Raw genomic sequence first — 16,822 nt, 5'->3', positions numbered from 1 at the left:
CGAATGCACGCATACCTCCGGCGGCTGTTGCCGTCTACCTTGCTGGCACGGGTCACCCTGCTAGTGGTGCTGGGCATGGGCGTGGCGCAACTGCTCACCTACGTGGCAATACGCTACGAGCGCGGGCAGACGCTGATGCATTTGATGCTCAGCGGCGTCGAGCACGACATCGCGAGCTCGGTCGCCATCCTGGACCGCCTGCCCGCCAGTGAGCGCAGCGACTGGTTCCAGAAGCTGGAACGGCCCAACTATGGCTTTTCCCTGGAGGGCGTGGTCGACACGCCACCCCCGACCGCCCCCGCCCTGGCCGGTTTCGTCGAGGTGGTCGCCAACGCGCTGCGGCCCTTCCCGGTGCTGGCCGTGGGCCAACTGGGCAATATGCGCGAGACCGTGCGCATGCAGGTGCGCCTCAGTGACGGCTCATCGCTGTATGTGCTGGCGCGCCGCGTGCCGATGCCGGTGTCGGACTGGGTCACCTGGCTACTGCTCGCCCAGCTGTTGGTGCTGGCGGCCTGCGCCTGGCTTGGGATGCGCCTGGTGACGCGACCCCTGGAGCGGCTGGCGGCCGCGGCGGACCAGCTGGGCCCGGACCTGCAGCCGTCCGTTGTTGCGGAAACCGGCCCGCTCGAAGTTACACGCGCCGCGCGCGCCTTCAACGCGATGCAGCAGCGCATAGCCGGCTACCTGAATGAACGCATGCAAATCCTCGCGGCCATTTCGCACGACCTGCAAACCCCCATCACCCGCATGCGCCTGCGTGTCGATTTGATGGACGACATGCCCGACGCCGACAAATTTCTGCAAGACCTGGAAGCCATGCGCAGCCTGGTGCAGGAAGGCGTGAGCTACGCCAAAACGCTGCAAGGCTCCGAAGAAAAAGTGCGGCGCCTGGACATGGACGCCCTGGTGCGCAGCATCGTCAACGACTACGCCGACACCGGCAGCCCCGTCAGCCTGGCAGGTGAAGCTGGCGCGCCCATCAGTACCCGCCCGAACGCGCTGCGCCGCGTCCTCACCAACCTGGTGGACAACGCGCTGAAATACGGCCAGCGTGCAGACGTGCATCTTCGGCTGGACGGCGCCAGCCTGCACATCGATATCTGCGATGCCGGGCCGGGCATACCCGAGGACCAGCTGGCCGCCGTGCTGCAGCCCTTCTACCGGCTGGAAAGCTCGCGCAACCGCGAAACCGGGGGCACCGGCCTGGGCCTCGCCATCGCCCACCAGCTGGCCCTGTCGCTGGGCGGCGAGCTCAGCTTGCACAACCGCCCCGAAGGCGGCCTGCGCGCCAGCCTGAAACTGCCCACCTGAACCCCGCCAAACACCCCACACACCATGACAAGCACCGTGCCCGCCAGCGACCACATTCTTCTGGTTGACGACGACCGCGACATCCGCGACCTGGTCAGCGCCTATCTGCAAAAGAATGGCCTGCGCGTCAGCACCGCGCCCACGGGCCGGCACATGCGCCAGATGCTGGAAACGGCAGGCCCGTTCGACCTCATCATCCTGGACCTGATGCTGCCGGGCGAAGACGGTCTGACGCTGTGCCGCGACCTGCGCGCCGGCAAGTTCAAGACCACACCCATCATCATGCTCACCGCGCGCGGCGACGAGGCCGACCGCGTGCTGGGGCTGGAGATGGGCGCAGACGACTACATGCCCAAGCCCTTCGCTGCGCGTGAACTGCTGGCGCGCATCAAGTCCGTGCTGCGGCGCACCCGCATGCTGCCGCCGAATATGCGCAGCAGCGACGAGGCGCGCTTTCTGGTGTTTGGCGACTGGCGGCTCGACACAGTCGAACGCATACTGCTGGACCAGGAGGGCGTGGTGGTGTCGCTCAGCGGCGCCGAGTACCGGCTGCTGCGCGTGCTGGTGGACCACCCGCAAAAGGTGTTGACCCGCGACCAGATCCTGTCCATCACCCAGGGCCGCGAGACCGAGCTGTTCGAGCGCTCCATCGACCTGATGATCAGCCGCCTGCGCAAATGCCTGAACGACGACGCACGCGAGCCGCGCTACATCAAGACCGTGCGCAGTGAAGGCTATGTGTTCGCCAGCCAGGTCGAGGTGCAGGACGAGTAGCCATGCGCAGATTACTGTTCTCCCTGGCGTTCTTCTTCGGCGGCCTGGCTTCTGAAATCGGCCAGCCCGCGGGCCGGCCCTGCGCGGTGCCCAGCAGCCACGCCGTGCTGCGGCGGCGCGGCACTAGCGTCTAGACCCAAGCCTCCTTTTCACGTACCTAACACCGCCACCTTCAGGGTGGCGGTGGTGTTTTGGCGCGCGCTGACGCAGGCCACGCAACGGCTTTGTACCGCTGTGTATCTACCCTCCCGGCTGGCTACACGGCCATGCATTTTGAGGGTGCGCATGACACATGCCACATACATCGCGGCGGTGTACTAGGGGCAACCGACGCGCTGGTGTCGGCAACGCTTCAACCCCAACCTGAAAGGCCCGACGATGAACTCCCTGAACTCCCCCACCCGCCGCCGCAGCTTCCTGGGCAGCGCTGCACTGAGCCTGGCCATCGCGCCCATCGGCAGCCTGCTGGCCACCTCGGCACGCGCGGCCACCAGCGACGGCGCTACCCGTTTCGAGTCGCTGAAAACCATCAACGCCGGCGATCTGCGCGTGGAATATGCCGAAGCCGGCCCGGCCAACGGCCCCGTCGCCATCCTGCTGCACGGCTGGCCGTATGACATCCACGCCTTCGTCGACGTGGCGCCGCGCCTGGCGGCCGCCGGCTACCGCGTGATCGTGCCCTATCTGCGGGGCTACGGTGGCACGCGATTCCTGTCCGCTGACAGCTTCCGCAACGGCCAGCAGGGCGCCGTGGCCCAGGACATCATCGCGCTGATGGACGCGCTGGGCATACGCCAGGCGGTGCTGGGCGCCTTCGACTGGGGTGCGCGCACGGCCTGCATCATCGCCGCCATCTGGCCCGAACGCGTGGCCGGCCTGGTCTCCGTCAGCGGCTACCTGATCGGCAACCCCCAGGCCAACGCCAAGCCACAATCCCCCGCCGCGGAATTCGCCTGGTGGTACCAGTCCTACTTGGCGACCGACCGCGGCCGCGACGGCTACGCCGCCAACCCCGCCGCCTTCAACCGCTTCATCTGGCAGCAGGCCTCGCCGAAATGGCAGTTTGACGATGCGACCTATCTGCGCAGCGCCCAGTCCTTCGACAACCCGGACCACGTCGCCATCGTGGTCCATAACTACCGCTGGCGCATAGCCCTGGTGCAGGGCGAATCCCGCTTCGACGCGCTGGAAGCCCGGCTGGCCACCGCACCGAACATTACCGTGCCCACCATCACCATGGAAGGCGACGCCAATGGCGCACCCCACCCCGCGCCCGCCGCCTACGCCAAGAAGTTCAGCGGCAAGTACCAGCACCGCAACCTGGACGGTGGCATAGGCCACAACCTGCCGCAGGAAGCGCCGGCCGCCTTTGCGCAGGCGGTGATCGACGTCACGCGGCTCTGAGCCCACAAGCCCCCACCAAGCACCTACCGGAGCCGCCATGACGCTGTACCTCCTTGCCTTCGCCGCCGGCATGCTGACCCTGCTCAGCCCCTGCATCCTGCCGGTCCTGCCCTTTGTGTTCGCCCGCCAGGGCCGGCCCTTCACACAAGGCCCGCTGCCCTTGCTGGCGGGCATGGCCCTGGCCTTTGCGGCGGTGGCCTCGCTGGGCGCGGTGGCCGGGGCCTGGGCCGCGCAGCTGAACCAGGTCGGCCGTGGGTTCGCCCTGCTCTGCCTGGCCCTGTTCGCGGCCTCGTTGATGCTGCCCGGCCTAGCCAGGTGGTGGAGCCGCCCGCTGGTCAACGCCGGTGAGCGGCTGGCGCGCCTGGAGACGCGAAGCCCCTGGCTTGGCTCCGCGCTGCTTGGGGTGGCTACCGGTCTGATCTGGTCACCCTGCGCCGGCCCGGTGCTGGGCCTGGTGCTGTCCAGCGCCGCCCTGCTCGGCCCCAGTGCCCACACATCACTCCTGCTGCTGTCCTACGCTGCGGGTGCTGCCGTGGCGCTGTGGGCTGCATTGCGGCTGAGCGCCAATACCCTGGCCACCTTGAAAGCGCGCTGGCTACCCGGCGTGGCCGGCCGCCGCGTGGTGGGCGCGGCCATGCTGGCCGGCGTCGTAGCTGTTGCCACCGGCCTGGATACACGCCTGCTTGGCGCATTCAGCGGCGCTGGCGGCGCCGGGCTGGAGGCCAGCCTATTGCAGCGCGTGATGCCGGCGGCCAACGCGGCAGAACTGCCAGACGGCAACGCCGCCCGCCCCGACAACGGCGCGCCACGGCCCAGCAAACTACCGGTGGAGTCCACGCGGGCCAGCCTGGACGGCGGCACGCAGTGGCTTAACGCCGCGCCCCAATCCATCCCCGCGCTGCGTGGCAAGGTGGTGCTGGTGAACTTCTGGACCTACTCCTGCGTCAACTGCCTGCGCACCCTGCCCTATGTGAAAGCTTGGGCACAGAAGTACGCCGACCGTGGCCTGGTGGTGGTCGGCGTGCACGCCCCGGAATTCGCCTTCGAGAAGGACCCCGGCAACGTCAAGAAAGCCTTGAAAGACCTGCAGATCAGCTACCCGGTGGTGCAGGACAACGACTTCCGCATCTGGCGCGCTTTTGGCAACCAGTACTGGCCGGCGCTCTACTTCGTCGACGCGCAGGGCCGCGTGCGGCACCACCAGTTCGGCGAAGGTGGCTATGCGGCCTCGGAACGCGTGATCGAAGACCTGCTGCGCGAAGCCGGCGCTGCCACGGCAAACACCGCCCAGGCTGCTGTGCAAGCGGACACCCAGGGCCTGGGCCTGGCGGCCGACACGGACACGCTGCGCAGCCCTGAAACCTATCTGGGCTATGAAAAGGGCGGCGGCCTGCGCGTCAATGGCAGCGCCATGCCCGAGAAAGCCACAAGCTACACACCCGCCGCGCTGCAGGCCAATACCTGGTCGCTGGCCGGCAACTGGACGCTTAAGCCGGAGTACGTGGAAGCCAACCAGGCCGGCAACCGCCTGGCGCTGCGCTTCCAGGCCCGCGACGCCAATCTGGTGCTGGGCGCGGTATCCGGCCAGCCGCTGCGCTTTCGCCTGACGCTGGACGGCCAGCCGCCCGGCATCAACCACGGCACGGACGTGGACGCCGAGGGCAATGGCCGCCTGGACGCGACCCGGCTGTACCAGCTGGTGCGCCAGAGCGGCGCGGTCAAACCGCGTACGTTGGAGATCCAATTCCTCGACCCGGGAGCACGGGGCTATGCCTTTACATTCGGATGAAGCACTCTGACTTGTCGACCAGTGACATCTAGCCTGCAACACGGCGCGGGCAGCAGGCTTGCAAGAATTGGACGATCTGCCCAAGGCCCGGTTTGACGTTCGCGTTTCGCGCCCATCCTCGATTGCCACACTGCAAGGCAAGCACTTTTCAACAATGCTGAGAACCGTCCATCGTAGCCCGCTGGACGGCGGTCGCCGATGGGTTTGCGCACCACGATCCCGGTTACTGCAATTTTTTGTCTTCGCGCTTGGCGTCTTCCATGGCCTCGGGCTCCAGTTCTTCGGCAGAACGGTTCAGGTGCACGAACACGCCCCAGGCGGCTAGCAGCAAGGCGGTGGCCACGAGTGTGCTGGCAGCATACGGTAGCTGGGTCGGGTCTTCGTGCAGCGCCTTGAACGTGGCCACCAGGCCTTCGATGGCCAGGGCGACCACCACCACAACGAAGAAGCGCGACAGAAAGCGCCGCACCCGGGTGGGCGCGCTGATGTCGGCATCGCGTATCACTTCTTCTTCGGTGATGGTTTCGGCAATCTGCAAGGCCACCACGGCCGCCGCCAGCAGCCCGATCGCCTCAATGATGGCCTGCGCAGCCACCGCGTCCCAGCCGTTGGCAAACGCCTGCCAGCCCATGCGCGCCGCAATGGCAATCAGCATGAGCGCAGCGCAGGCAAACAGCAGGGCGACCAGCCCATGGATGATGCGGAACAGCGGGAGCAAAGATTTCATACAACCTATCTTGGCACGGAAGCCATGGCGAGGGAACTGTGGGCAGGGTCTGACAACCTACGGATTACTATTTATATGAAATAGGCCGCTAGCGCATATTTAATCAGCGCAAGCAGCTACTTTTTTGATAGCAAAATGGTGGACACTTCATATACCACTGGCATCTGACGGGCCACCCAGGCAAGCAAGCAGCCGCTGGACATTGACTGGTTTTACAAAATGGAAGTCAAACCCGGCATCCCGGGCCAAGCTGCGGTCCGCATGCTGGCCCCATCCGGTCAATGCGATCAACAAGGGTTGTTTGCCAGGTAGCAGACGCCTGATTTCACGGGCTGTGTCGTAGCCATTCATCCCGGGCATACCGATGTCCATCACGACAGCATTCGGTAAGCGCTGGCACACCGAGCTCACGGCCGAGTGGCCATCGTAAACAACGGAGACTTCTATGCCCTGGAGCGCCAGAAACTCGGCAAGGCTGTCGGCAGCGTCTTGGTTGTCGTCCACCACCAGTACATGGCGAGGCAGGTTTTGCACGGCGGGTACGGTCGGTGCCGCGGGGAATGACAGAGGATGCCCCTGCGGCGTGATGGGCACCTGGATGGTGAACTCGCTGCCTTGCCCCAGCCCAGGGCTGCTTGCAGAAATCGAGCCGCCATGCATTTCGGTAAACACCTTTGCCAGGTGGAGCCCGATTCCCAAGCCCGTAGAGGGCTCACCCGCGGCCCGTTCCTGGGCGAACATGTGGAAGATGCTTGCCAGGCCCTTTTTGCTGAGGCCTTTGCCGCTGTCTTTCACCCGAAAGAACGCCGAGACTCCGTCGACCTCGGCCGTGACCGATATCTTGCCTTCCGGCGGGGTAAATTTAGCGGCATTGACGATGATGTTGGCCAGACTTTGAACCAGCCGCACGTGGTCGGCATGCAGCGGAATGTCTGGCTGCGGCAGTAGCACTGCTACCTGGTGCCGCCGTTCCCGCAGCGAAGCATCGGCGATTTCAAGTGCATGGCTGACCACTTGCGCCACCGAAGTTTTCGCGGGCTGCAGCTCAATTTTCCCGGTGTTGATGCGGGCCACTTCCATCAGGTCATCGACCAGCCGTGTCAGGTGTTTGATCTGCCGGTTGACCATGTCCACCAGTTTGGTCGTCTGGGCGGATGGGTACAGGCGCTCAAAGATACCGGCAGCATTAAGGATAGGGGCCAAAGGATTGCGCAATTCGTGGGCCAGCGTGGCGAGAAACTCGTCTTTGCGCTGGTTGAAGGCACGAACCTGGTACTGGCGCTCGCGCGCCCGAAGTGCCGATTTGACAAAGCTCAGGAGCGCCATCGTGCGCACCGGCCGCTCCAGCAGCGTCACATTGCCCAGATGCTCCACAGCACTTTGAATTTCCAACGAGTCCATGCCGTTCTTTGTCAGCAAGAGCACGGGCAAGTCCGACCACGTGGGCTGCTGCACGATGAATTGGCGCAGCACACCCTCGGTGCCGCCCAAGACCTCTTCGGCCAGCAGCAAGGCGCCCACCCCCTCGCTGAGCCGGGTTGCCAATTCTCGGGGGCCTCTGCAAACGCGGACTTTGATCTGTGCGGCGTCGAGGAGTTTCTGCGTCAAGAACGCATCTTGCCCCGTGGTCAGGTAGATGAGTACACCGAGTTCCATCAGGGCGACGCCGCCGGTGCCTTGTGTTCCGTCAGAGACACTGGCACGCCCGTGAGGATGCCGCGGTAGCCTCGCAAAACCTGGCCAACCTTGATGCCCTCTTTGGACATGGAAAAAGCCCGGATCGTGCGTTCGTGCATACTGCCGCGCTTCTTGAATACCGATACGGCCTGCTTGATTTCTCCGTCGTCTTCAAAATAGCGCAGCATCAAAACGTTGTCCGCAACGTAGCTGGCGTCCAAGGCCGTAGACATGGTGCTTCCCAGCATGCCTTGCTGCACGCCCACCAAAATGGTGGCCACTTTGTTTTGTCCCAGATAGGTCAAGATTTCATGCAGATGCGTCACCAGGAATCGCTCATCCGGCACTGCCTGCAAATAGCCGTTCAAGCTGTCGATCACCACCACGCGGGTACCGCGCTGCACCGCTGCCACGATGGCCGCAGAGAACTGCCCCGGCGTCAGTTCCGCTGGATCCACCTGCTGTATGGTCAGCTGGCCGGTGTCTATCGCACTGCGCAAGGTCATATTCAGTCCGTCGGCACGGTGCAGCAAATTACTGGCAGATTCCTCGAACAAAAACATCGACGTCTTTTCACCGCGCGAGTGGGCCGCGGACACGAACTGCGCCGCCAGCGAAGACTTGCCGGTGCCAGGGGGGCCCACAATCAGCGTGCTGGTACCCTCCTCAATCCCGCCGCCCAACAGAAGGTCTAGATCGGCCAAGCCACTGCTCAGCTGCCGACGGGCATTGATGGCTCGCGTCTCAGAAGCCACCAAGCGGGGATGGACTTCCAATCCGCCGCGGTGCAGTACGTAGTCATGCAGCCCGCCAACAAAGCTGTGGCCGCGGTATTTGACGATGCGCAGCCGCCGGCGCTCTTTGCCGTAGTCCTTCACGGAATGGTCCAGCTGGATCACGCCGTGGGCAATGCTGCGGACCTGCAAATCACCCAGCGAAGACGTGCGATCGTCCAGCATCAGCACCGTGCACTGGCGCCTCGCAAAAAACTGTTTGAGCGCCAGAACTTGGCGCCGGTAGCGCAGTGGGGACTCCGCTAGGAGTTGCAGTTCGGACAATGAATCCAGCACGATGCGGACGGGCTTTTTTTCCTCCACCGCGGTCAAGATGGTTTTCAACATATCGGACAGCTCCACCTCCGAGGGGTGGAACATCGTGTACTGCGTATCCGCGTTCAACATGTCTTCGGCGGGCAGTACTTCGTGGACATGCAAGTCCGATATGTCCCAGCCATGGGATAAGGCAACCGCCGCGAGTTCCTGCTGGGTCTCTGCCAAGGTGATGTACAGAACCGACTCTCCTTGGCGTATGCCCTCCAGCAAAAACTGCAGGCCGGTGGTGGTTTTGCCGGTGCCTGGTTCACCCTCCACCAGATAGATGCGGTCCTTGGTCAGCCCACCTTCCAAAACGGTATCGAGCCCCGGTATTCCTGTGGAAAGCATATACATCACTCCCAATATGCAACGCGCCTATTCAGCAAACTAGAAACATTTAGAAACTGTGCCCTATGCCAGAATGGTTTGGACATTAGGTGGAGGAGTAAATCCAATGAAAGCAAATTCTTTCAAATCAGATCTTATCGATATTTTGGTGGTGGACGATGTGCCTGATGCCGCGGAATCGCTGGCGATGCTGCTTGAAATCGACGGCTACAGCGTACGCATGGCGTTCAGCGCACAGGATGCATTGGACGCGATCGAAACCTCAACACCCCTGTGCGTATTGCTGGACATTGCAATGCCCGGAATGGATGGTTTGGATCTCGCACGCCACCTGCGCGCCAAGTTTGGCGACGACGTGATTTTGGTTGCAGTAACCGGAAGCAGCACTTTGGATCCCCGGGTCAATGCGGCATTTGCCTTGGTCGACCACCATTTTGTAAAACCTGTACTGGCCAGCGATATTCAAAAACTCTTTCCGCCGCAGCGCACATAAACATCCCGCGAATTAGCCAGACCACTGCCTTTGAAACTTCTGGCAATGGCCTGGATAACGGCGCTAGGCTGTGTTACTCCGACTCAAGCTATTCGGCCGGCCAGCAATTCGCTCTTGCGCGATGCCATCTGGGCACCCAGCGCAAGCATGTCCAAGTTGGTCTTCTTGGCTTTGGGGAACATTTCTGTCTGTTCCTCCTTGACGTGGTGCTTCACGTACTCGGACAAGACCTTGACCTTTGCATCGAACATTTCACCGTCGGGGGTGATCCCATCCACTTGGGCGATCAGGTCCTTCAGTGTCGCGTGTTCCACCGTGGCTTCTGGAACCAGCTCTTTGTCGCGCAATGCACGTTTGACGGCGGGGTAGAAGATTTCCTCCTCGACTTGCGCGTGGACGCTCAGCTCCGTGCAGATGGTGCTGACCAAGTCTTTTTTCTTGGTATCAGAGCGGGCTTTGTCGTACTCCGCAAACAGCTCGCTGACCCGCTTGTGGTCGGCCCGCAGCATGGCCGTTGCCTCTTGGGGTTTCGAAGTGGCTGGAGGGACAGTTGTCTTGGTCAAGGTCGCCATGGTGTGATTCCTTAGATGGTTTGTGGTGGCAGAAGCTCTGCCGCCTAGTGGACGAAAAGGGCAATGAGAATAATGATGGGGATCGGTATCCCCAGAAATAGCAAAAGCAGTGAACGCATCAAATGCCTCCTTGGGTTGGGTGTTAGAAAAGGTCGCGCTGACGACCGCCGTAGGTCGCGGCCAGACTGGCAACAAAGGCGCCAATCAGCAGGGAAACGAATAGCCACAGCGCGCTGTACGCAGAGGCTTTTCTGGCCTTGTCGGCCGCATTACGGGCTGCCGCTTCTGCATCCTTGGCGCTGGCCTGCAAGCGTCCAAATACCTCGGTCACCCGCTTCTCGGCATCTGCCTGCGGCATGCCCGTGCGCTGTGCGACCAATTGGCCTAGGTACTTCAGATCGTCGGCTGGCAAAGTCCCTTTGCCGATGGCGCTGGCGAAAATGCGGCCGGCCTCTGCCGACGAAGACGCAGCCTCATCCTTGCTGACACCGGCGGACGCACTGGCCGCAGCATCCGGGGCGGGAGCCGCCATGCTTTTTCGGAACAGGCCGTCGACGAAATAGCCCTGGTCTGCAAACGCAGCGTCCTGCTTGGCGGCAGCGCTCAGTGCAGGCATTGCATTCGCTGCAGTGCTTGCCGCGCCTGAAACCATGTTGGCACCGGCTTGCACGCCACCATTAACGATGCCGCCTATAGTGGACGTCAGCAAAGCGGCAGTCACCAAAGTGGCAACTGCCCAGGCCAGAAATCCATGGGCGGTGTCACGAAAGTACACCTCGTCCGTATGAACTGCCGCCCAACGTGTGCGCAGACGACCCGCCAGGTAACCGCCCATGCCGGCCGCAGCAAGTTGGGTGAACGAAATCCACAGAATCGTCGAGATGCCGAAGGTGCTGGCCGTTGCCCCCTGGCCAGACCAAGGCGAGACAGAAGAAAGTCCCAGGCCCACCCCCAGGATGAGCAGGATCAACGACAGTGCAGCAGCGCCTGCGGCGCCTGCGACGATGGCCGCCCAGGAGACGGCGCTTGCCGGCGGCGCCGGACTTTGTAGATAGTTGGATGCAGCCCCTTGGGCAACATTCCTCGGGCCGGGCAGTATGGTGTCGTTCACGCTGTGTCTCCAAAAATATGAGACTGCATGGTGCTGCGGGCCACGAAAGGCGGCTGTCGGCTTCCCTCCTGGCATGCCGTAGGACGGGATGCTGCTAGCTTTTTGTTGCATTTCTACGCGAGTTCCCACACATGGTTCGGTGGAAGTGCAGAGGAGTCTTACACCGATGTGAACGGGCCGGCCGCTTCTGCGGAAATCGTGCGATTCTTCCTGCGCCCCCACGCACGAAATGCGGCCGCATCCGCTGCGGTCTAGGTAAGGCGCGGGCAGCTTTTAAGCCTTGAGGTTTTGGTGGAAATCGATACAAAAATCGACCATCTTCTCCATGTCGAAAGACTTATCGAAAAATGCGTCGGCCCCTGCGCGCAGGGCGTGCTCTCGGACATAGCTGCCCGAATAGTTGGACAGAATCACCGCACGCTGCGCTGGCGACCGCCCACGGCAGATGTCCAGCAGCTGGAACCCATTGCCGGAGGCGAGGAACAGGTCGATAACCACCAGGTCCCAAGCCGAGGGGTTGAGCCTGAACCAGTCCATCGCCTCATCCGCTGTAGCGGTCGTGAACACCAGCTTGGCGCCCATGGCCCGCAGGATCAGTTCCAGCTCGCGCAGGACCACCGCACTGTCTTCCAGTACCACTACACGCATGGCTGTGTCCTGCCACTTTGTACCCCCAGTGGGCCTACGGGCCTCATGCAGTGGCCGCTACCAAACCTATTCCCACTGCTGCCCGGGCGCGGAGGAATCTGAGGCAAAAGCGTGGAAAGAGAGCTGGGTTTCATGCTTAAAAAGTAGTTGATTGACTCAGGGCAGTACGCCTGCCACAGGCGCCTAGACCCTTGGTGGGTCCGTTTCACGCTCGGGGTGGCGGTGCCGGCCAATGCCTTTGATGAAGGCTTGAACCGTGGAGCTGCGGAACGGGCCCAGAAAGATCCCGGGGTCTTGTCCACCGCTGGGCGTCAGGTCGGAGCCGCCGGCCTGCGCGAACAATGTTTGCGAGCCCGAGAGGACCAGGATGGGCTTGCAGTGGCGGTACTGATCTTTGATGAATTCGGCGGTATGCCCGTCCTTGGACAATGCATCCACACCGGCCTTGCCGTTGGGCAGCACCAGAGCGTCGAACAGGAAACCCGGCTCGTTTTCAAGTGAGGCATCGGCTTCGATCTCGGTGCCATCGCTGGTGGCAACGCGCCCGATGTGGGGTGCAACAAAGCGGGGGACGGCATCCTGGGCCAGCAAGGCCGCATGGATCTTCAGCAGGCTGTCGCCATCGACGCCATCGGCCACCAGCAATGCGACCTTGCGACCGGCAATCGATCCATCACCCGGTCGGGCCTTCAGCGACAGAGCGGCCGAGACCGTCACTTCTGGGGTCTCGACGGTTTCCAAGGCTTTGGGAAGCGGCGCTGGCAGCTTCGCCATACCCAGGCCAGCAGCCACCGTCTTCACCAGCTCCTCGGACACGTTGAGCAGCGATGCCACCATCCGCTCGCGGATGGCCGGCACTGTCACCTTGCTCAGTTCAAAGCGGAACGCAGCGGCGATATGGGCACGCTCCACCTCGGTCTGGCTGTCCAGGAATAGCGTGGCCTGGGTGTAGTGGTCGGCAAACTTCTCGGGCTTGGCGCGGACTTTGCCCTGCGCCTCCTTGGCTTCCAGCCGGGCCGGCACGCTGACGAAGCCCTGCGCCGCACCCGCCTGGAACGGACAGCCACCCCCCAGCGAATTGGGCTCATACGCTACGCGGCCGCGGGGAATGGCCTGGCGGTGCATGCCGTCGCGCTGGTTGTTGTGCACCGGGGCAATCGGTGAGTTGATGGGCAGTTCGTGGAAATTGGGCCCGCCCAGACGCGAAATCTGGGTATCCACATACGAGTGGATGCGCCCGGCCAGCAGTGGGTCGTTGCTGAAGTCGATGCCGGGCACCACATGCGCGGTGCAAAAAGCGACCTGTTCGGTCTCGGCAAAGAAGTTGTCCGGGTTGCGGTTCAGCACCATGCGGCCGACCGGCTGCACCGGCACCAGTTCTTCAGGAATCAGCTTGGTCGCGTCGAGGATGTCGAAGCTAAAGGCTTCAGCCTGTTCCTCGGTGAAGATCTGCACGCCCAACTCCCATTCAGGGAACACGCCGGATTCAATCCGCTCCCACAGATCACGGCGGTGGTAGTCCGGGTCGGCGCCCGAGATTTTGACGGCCTCGTCCCACACCAGCGAATGGGTTCCGTACTTGGGCTCCCAGTGGAATTTGACGAACACCGACTCCCCGGCGTCATTCACAAAGCGGTAGCTGTGCACACCAAAGCCCTGCATGGTGGCGTAGCTGCGTGGAATGGCCCGGTCGCTCATCACCCACATCAGCATATGGGTGGACTCGGGCATCAGCGAGATGAAATCCCAGAAGGTGTCGTGCGCGCTGGCTGCCTGCGGCATGCCGTGGTGCGGCTCGGGTTTGACGGCATGCACCAGGTCCGGAAACTTCATCGCGTCCTGGATGAAGAACACCGGCATGTTGTTGCCCACCAGGTCCCAGTTGCCTTCGTCGGTATAGAACTTGACGGCAAAACCGCGCACATCGCGTGCCGTGTCTTTCGACCCGCGCTCGCCCGCCACGGTGGAAAAGCGTACGAACACCGGCGTTACCTTGCCCGCTTCCTGGAACGGTGCGGCTTTGGTTTGTTCAGTCAATGGTGCGTAGCATTCAAAGTAGCCATGCGCCGCCGAGCCGCGGGCATGCACGATGCGCTCGGGGATGCGTTCATGGTCGAAGTGCGTCAGCTTTTCGCGCAGCACAAAATCTTCCAGCAGCACCGGGCCACGTACGCCCGCCTTCAGTGAGTTCTGGTTGTCGGCAATCGCCACGCCCTGGTTGGTGGTGAGCGTCTGGCCACCGGAGTCGACCCGCACCCGGTCCAGCGTGCCGATCGTCGCGTTCACGCCCTCCGGTGCCACGGTGCCCACCTTGCCTGCGTGGTACGACTCTGAGAGCGTGCTGGCCGTCGTCATCCGCGAAAGCGGCGCTGCCGTCTGCCCGGCCGGCGGCGAGATGCCATTGTCAAATCCATGCTCAGATGCTTTCGATGCATTGAATGGAATGGCGGCAACTACCGCCTGCGTCTCGGCCATCTTCTTGGCGGCCGCGTCCCTTAGCTCTAGCGGTGCAGGGCCTTCCGACGGGCCGCTGTCGGTGTTTTTTGCACTGGCTATGGCCTGGTCGGCTTTTGAACTGGAAGGGGAAGAAGGTTTCTTAGGTTTGGGCATTTCGGGGCTCCGGTGGGTTGGTCTAAGCAGGTGGGGAAGAATCCTTGAGCACGCTGATCTCTCCATCGGCCTCAAGAAATAGAAACTTCATGTCTTTCAGCTCACAGTCCGCTTCGCGGAGCGCCTGTTTGGCATCGCAAACAGGGATGCGTTGCGCACGCAAGACATTTTCAAAAATGACGCTGTCGCGGCCTATCAGGATGGGATCACCCTCGACCACGCGCTGAAAGCCTCTGCTGCGCGAGGTGAAAAATGCGACCGATACGTTGAGGGCGACCAAGGTCGTTGCAGCCAGGAGCGCGCCGGTCACCGAGTCTTCTCCGCCACTCAAACCGCTGGACACGCTTTCGCTTAAAAGCATGACCACCAGCAGATCAAAAGGCGTGAACTGGCCCACCGTACGCCTGCCCGACACCCGCACCATCACCAGCAGAGCGATGTAGATAATCGCGGCTCTCAATGGCAGTTCCCACCAGTCTGTGTGCATTGAAAACACGGTCCATCTTTCTTGCAAACGGGAATAGGCGGCAACCGATCGTGTGTGATCGGCGCACAAAGTGATCAGATTGGGGGGTCCGTGTCCGCCTCCCGAACACCGGGCGCAATCCGCACAGGGCTCCCTCGTCCGAACCACAGGAATTGACTATTGCACGCAGGTCGGCGCCGCGTTGAAGGACAGGCGCTGAGCCTGTTGTCAGCGATGTCTGACAATCCTTGGGAGGGCGCTCTCGGGGTCGCAAGCGGCAACTGCCGAACAGGAAATGAGCGATGGCAAGCCAGCCGAACGCATAGCGATCAGGGATGCAGAGGGTTTCATCACCCGTAGGACACGGATGTAAAGAACGCGGTTGCCCTACGCCGAGATGGCGTTGGCATGGTTCTAAAATTTAAGTCAAATCATGCTCTAGCGCAGATATCACCTGCACAAGAAGCTATAGAAACAAGAGCAAGTAGGCTGGCCAGCCGGCGGGGCTACTTCTGCTGCAGGCGCTGCAGCAGTTCCAGATCCGGATACCCATCGGCCGGCAGGCCGATGCTGCGCTGGTAGCGCCGCAGGCCGTCGCGCGTGGCCGGGCCCATCATGCCGTCAGGCGTGCCACTGGCAAAGCCGCGCTGGTTCAAGGCCGTCTGCATTTCCAGCAACTGGCTGCGGGTCAGCGCGCGCAGATCACGTGGCCAGGGCGCCTTCACGCCCGGGCCGTTGCCTAGGCGCTGCGCCAGCAGGCTTACCCCCAGCGCGTAGCTGGTGGAATTGTTGTAGCGCAGGATGGCGCGAAAGCTGGAGCCGACCAGGAAGGCCGGGCCGCGCGCGCCGGCGGGCAGCAGTAGGTCGGCGTCGGCCAAGTCCGGCAGCGGTGCTCCGTCCATGCTGCGCAGGCCTTCGGCCGCCCACTGGGTTGAGGACTGCCGCAGCCCGGCATCGGCGCGGCCTACGTCAAAACCCGGCGGCAGCTGTACCTCGGTGCCCCAGGGCTGGCCGGCCTGCCAGCCCGAGCGCGCCAGGAAGTTCGCCGTCGATGCCATCACGTCGGCCATGCTGCCCCAGATGTCGCGCCGGCCGTCGCCATCGGCGTCTACCGCATAAGCCAGAAAATTCGACGGCAGAAACTGGGTCTGGCCCATGGCGCCGGCCCAGGAGCCAACCATGTGCGCAGGGTCGATATCGCCGTTCTGCAGGATCTTCAGCGCCGCGACCAGCTGGCCGCGCGCCCAGTCTTCGCGCCGGCCCTCGAAGCCCAGGGTCGCCAGGGCGTCGATGGTCGGAATATCGCCGTAGTTACTGCCGTAATTGCTCTCCATGCCCCAGATGGCGGCCAGGATGTTGGCGGGCACGCCGTAGCGCGCTGCCGCAGCATCGGCCTCGGTGCGCACCTGCAGCAGCTTGTCCTGCCCGCGGGTCACCCGTTGCGGCGACACCGCGCTGTCCAGGTAGTCCCAGACCGTGCGGTTGAACTCAGGCTGCGCGCGGTCCAGCTCGACCACGCGCGGCAGGTATTGGATGTTGTCGAGCGCCGCATGCAAGGTAGCCTCGCTAATGCCGGCAGCGCGTGCCGTGGCGCGGAAGCCGTCGACCCAGCGCACAAAGCCCTGCTGGGGGGCAAGCGCATCGGGCGTGGCCTCTGCTGGACGGGCTGACACGGCTGGCGCTGGGAGCGGTTTGGATGGTGTAGCGGCGCAACCTGCGAGCAGCACTATCAGCGACGTGGAAAGCAGCCAAGACCGGCGTACCGGCAGAGAAATGGATAAATGCATTCCGCCGATTT

At 62.9% G+C, this 16,822-nt stretch carries 15 protein-coding genes; 6 read left to right on the top strand and 9 right to left on the bottom strand.

What is annotated here, in order from left to right:
* The first annotated feature begins 3 nt into the window (after nt 1–3).
* The 5 genes from BLT66_RS08045 (at nt 4) to BLT66_RS08030 (ending at nt 5,278) form a co-directional block, all read left to right on the top strand.
* Nucleotides 4–1,311 carry an ATP-binding protein gene (locus BLT66_RS08045; protein WP_092757174.1) on the top strand — a complete coding sequence of 436 codons (1,308 nt, stop codon included), beginning with the start codon at nt 4–6 and terminating at the stop codon, nt 1,309–1,311.
* A gap of 24 nt (nt 1,312–1,335) precedes the next feature.
* Nucleotides 1,336–2,085, top strand: a complete 750-nt coding sequence (locus BLT66_RS08040; protein ID WP_092757173.1) for a response regulator — start codon at nt 1,336–1,338, stop codon at nt 2,083–2,085.
* A gap of 2 nt (nt 2,086–2,087) precedes the next feature.
* Complete coding sequence (locus tag BLT66_RS27105) at nt 2,088–2,219, top strand: hypothetical protein (protein ID WP_255406831.1); 132 nt, start codon at nt 2,088–2,090, stop codon at nt 2,217–2,219.
* Between the two features lie 244 nt (nt 2,220–2,463).
* Nucleotides 2,464–3,489 (top strand): alpha/beta fold hydrolase, encoded by a 1,026-nt coding sequence (locus BLT66_RS08035; protein WP_092757172.1) that lies wholly within the window; start codon nt 2,464–2,466, stop codon nt 3,487–3,489.
* A 37-nt stretch (nt 3,490–3,526) separates the two neighbouring features.
* Nucleotides 3,527–5,278, top strand: a complete 1,752-nt coding sequence (locus BLT66_RS08030) for a cytochrome c biogenesis protein DipZ (protein WP_092757171.1) — start codon at nt 3,527–3,529, stop codon at nt 5,276–5,278.
* Nucleotides 5,279–5,501: 223 nt separating this feature from the next.
* Here BLT66_RS08030 and BLT66_RS08025 read toward each other — a convergent pair whose 3' ends face one another.
* From BLT66_RS08025 to BLT66_RS08015, 3 genes are all read right to left on the bottom strand, one after another.
* Nucleotides 5,502–6,005 carry a hypothetical protein gene (locus tag BLT66_RS08025; protein WP_092757170.1) on the bottom strand — a complete coding sequence of 168 codons (504 nt, stop codon included), beginning with the start codon at nt 6,003–6,005 and terminating at the stop codon, nt 5,502–5,504.
* A 147-nt stretch (nt 6,006–6,152) separates the two neighbouring features.
* Nucleotides 6,153–7,661: a hybrid sensor histidine kinase/response regulator gene (locus BLT66_RS08020; RefSeq protein ID WP_092757169.1), complete on the bottom strand. Its 1,509-nt coding sequence runs from the start codon at nt 7,659–7,661 to the stop codon at nt 6,153–6,155.
* Complete coding sequence (locus BLT66_RS08015) at nt 7,661–9,124, bottom strand: ATPase domain-containing protein (RefSeq protein WP_255406830.1); 1,464 nt, start codon at nt 9,122–9,124, stop codon at nt 7,661–7,663. Before BLT66_RS08015 ends, BLT66_RS08020 begins: the two co-directional genes overlap by 1 nt.
* Before the next feature lie 106 nt (nt 9,125–9,230).
* Between BLT66_RS08015 and BLT66_RS08010 the strand changes: the two genes are divergently transcribed.
* The gene (locus BLT66_RS08010) at nt 9,231–9,617 is read left to right on the top strand and encodes a response regulator (RefSeq protein WP_176955011.1); all 387 of its coding nucleotides are present in this window, start codon (nt 9,231–9,233) and stop codon (nt 9,615–9,617) included.
* A gap of 83 nt (nt 9,618–9,700) precedes the next feature.
* Here the strand turns inward: BLT66_RS08010 and BLT66_RS08005 are convergent, their stop codons facing one another.
* The 6 genes from BLT66_RS08005 to BLT66_RS07980 all read right to left on the bottom strand — a co-directional run bounded on the left by BLT66_RS08005 (nt 9,701) and on the right by BLT66_RS07980 (nt 16,811).
* Nucleotides 9,701–10,189 (bottom strand): hemerythrin domain-containing protein, encoded by a 489-nt coding sequence (locus BLT66_RS08005; protein ID WP_092757166.1) that lies wholly within the window; start codon nt 10,187–10,189, stop codon nt 9,701–9,703.
* 142 nt (nt 10,190–10,331) lie between these two features.
* On the bottom strand, nt 10,332–11,411 hold the full coding sequence (locus tag BLT66_RS08000; protein ID WP_255406829.1) for a hypothetical protein: 1,080 nt from the start codon (nt 11,409–11,411) through the stop codon (nt 10,332–10,334).
* 162 nt (nt 11,412–11,573) lie between these two features.
* On the bottom strand, nt 11,574–11,948 hold the full coding sequence (locus BLT66_RS07995; protein ID WP_092757165.1) for a response regulator: 375 nt from the start codon (nt 11,946–11,948) through the stop codon (nt 11,574–11,576).
* A gap of 183 nt (nt 11,949–12,131) precedes the next feature.
* Nucleotides 12,132–14,558, bottom strand: coding sequence for a catalase (locus BLT66_RS07990; RefSeq protein ID WP_092757164.1), 2,427 nt, complete (start codon nt 14,556–14,558; stop codon nt 12,132–12,134).
* A gap of 22 nt (nt 14,559–14,580) precedes the next feature.
* Entirely contained in the window at nt 14,581–15,045 is a 465-nt protein-coding gene (locus BLT66_RS07985) for a DUF421 domain-containing protein (protein WP_092757163.1), read from the bottom strand.
* 485 nt (nt 15,046–15,530) lie between these two features.
* Nucleotides 15,531–16,811: a lytic murein transglycosylase gene (locus BLT66_RS07980; RefSeq protein ID WP_092757162.1), complete on the bottom strand. Its 1,281-nt coding sequence runs from the start codon at nt 16,809–16,811 to the stop codon at nt 15,531–15,533.
* Between the last annotated feature and the right edge of the window lie 11 nt (nt 16,812–16,822).

The sequence above is a fragment of the Rhodoferax sp. OV413 genome (genome assembly GCF_900104385.1).
Lineage (GTDB): Bacteria > Pseudomonadota > Gammaproteobacteria > Burkholderiales > Burkholderiaceae_C > Rhodoferax_B.
This window is presented reverse-complemented; position numbering and strand designations above follow the sequence as displayed.

Excerpts from the sequence above, each read along its gene's own strand:
- BLT66_RS08045 (WP_092757174.1), top strand. The coding sequence starts at position 4 with ATGCACGCATACCTCCGGCGGCTGTTGCCGTCTACCTTGCTGGCACGG.
- BLT66_RS08040 (WP_092757173.1), top strand. The coding sequence starts at position 1,336 with ATGACAAGCACCGTGCCCGCCAGCGACCACATTCTTCTGGTTGACGAC.
- BLT66_RS27105 (WP_255406831.1), top strand. The coding sequence starts at position 2,088 with ATGCGCAGATTACTGTTCTCCCTGGCGTTCTTCTTCGGCGGCCTGGCT.
- BLT66_RS08035 (WP_092757172.1), top strand. The coding sequence starts at position 2,464 with ATGAACTCCCTGAACTCCCCCACCCGCCGCCGCAGCTTCCTGGGCAGC.
- BLT66_RS08030 (WP_092757171.1), top strand. The coding sequence starts at position 3,527 with ATGACGCTGTACCTCCTTGCCTTCGCCGCCGGCATGCTGACCCTGCTC.
- BLT66_RS08025 (WP_092757170.1), bottom strand. The coding sequence starts at position 6,005 with ATGAAATCTTTGCTCCCGCTGTTCCGCATCATCCATGGGCTGGTCGCC.
- BLT66_RS08020 (WP_092757169.1), bottom strand. The coding sequence starts at position 7,661 with ATGGAACTCGGTGTACTCATCTACCTGACCACGGGGCAAGATGCGTTC.
- BLT66_RS08015 (WP_255406830.1), bottom strand. The coding sequence starts at position 9,124 with ATGCTTTCCACAGGAATACCGGGGCTCGATACCGTTTTGGAAGGTGGG.
- BLT66_RS08010 (WP_176955011.1), top strand. The coding sequence starts at position 9,231 with ATGAAAGCAAATTCTTTCAAATCAGATCTTATCGATATTTTGGTGGTG.
- BLT66_RS08005 (WP_092757166.1), bottom strand. The coding sequence starts at position 10,189 with ATGGCGACCTTGACCAAGACAACTGTCCCTCCAGCCACTTCGAAACCC.
- BLT66_RS08000 (WP_255406829.1), bottom strand. The coding sequence starts at position 11,411 with ATGCAACAAAAAGCTAGCAGCATCCCGTCCTACGGCATGCCAGGAGGG.
- BLT66_RS07995 (WP_092757165.1), bottom strand. The coding sequence starts at position 11,948 with ATGCGTGTAGTGGTACTGGAAGACAGTGCGGTGGTCCTGCGCGAGCTG.
- BLT66_RS07990 (WP_092757164.1), bottom strand. The coding sequence starts at position 14,558 with ATGCCCAAACCTAAGAAACCTTCTTCCCCTTCCAGTTCAAAAGCCGAC.
- BLT66_RS07985 (WP_092757163.1), bottom strand. The coding sequence starts at position 15,045 with ATGCACACAGACTGGTGGGAACTGCCATTGAGAGCCGCGATTATCTAC.
- BLT66_RS07980 (WP_092757162.1), bottom strand. The coding sequence starts at position 16,811 with ATGCATTTATCCATTTCTCTGCCGGTACGCCGGTCTTGGCTGCTTTCC.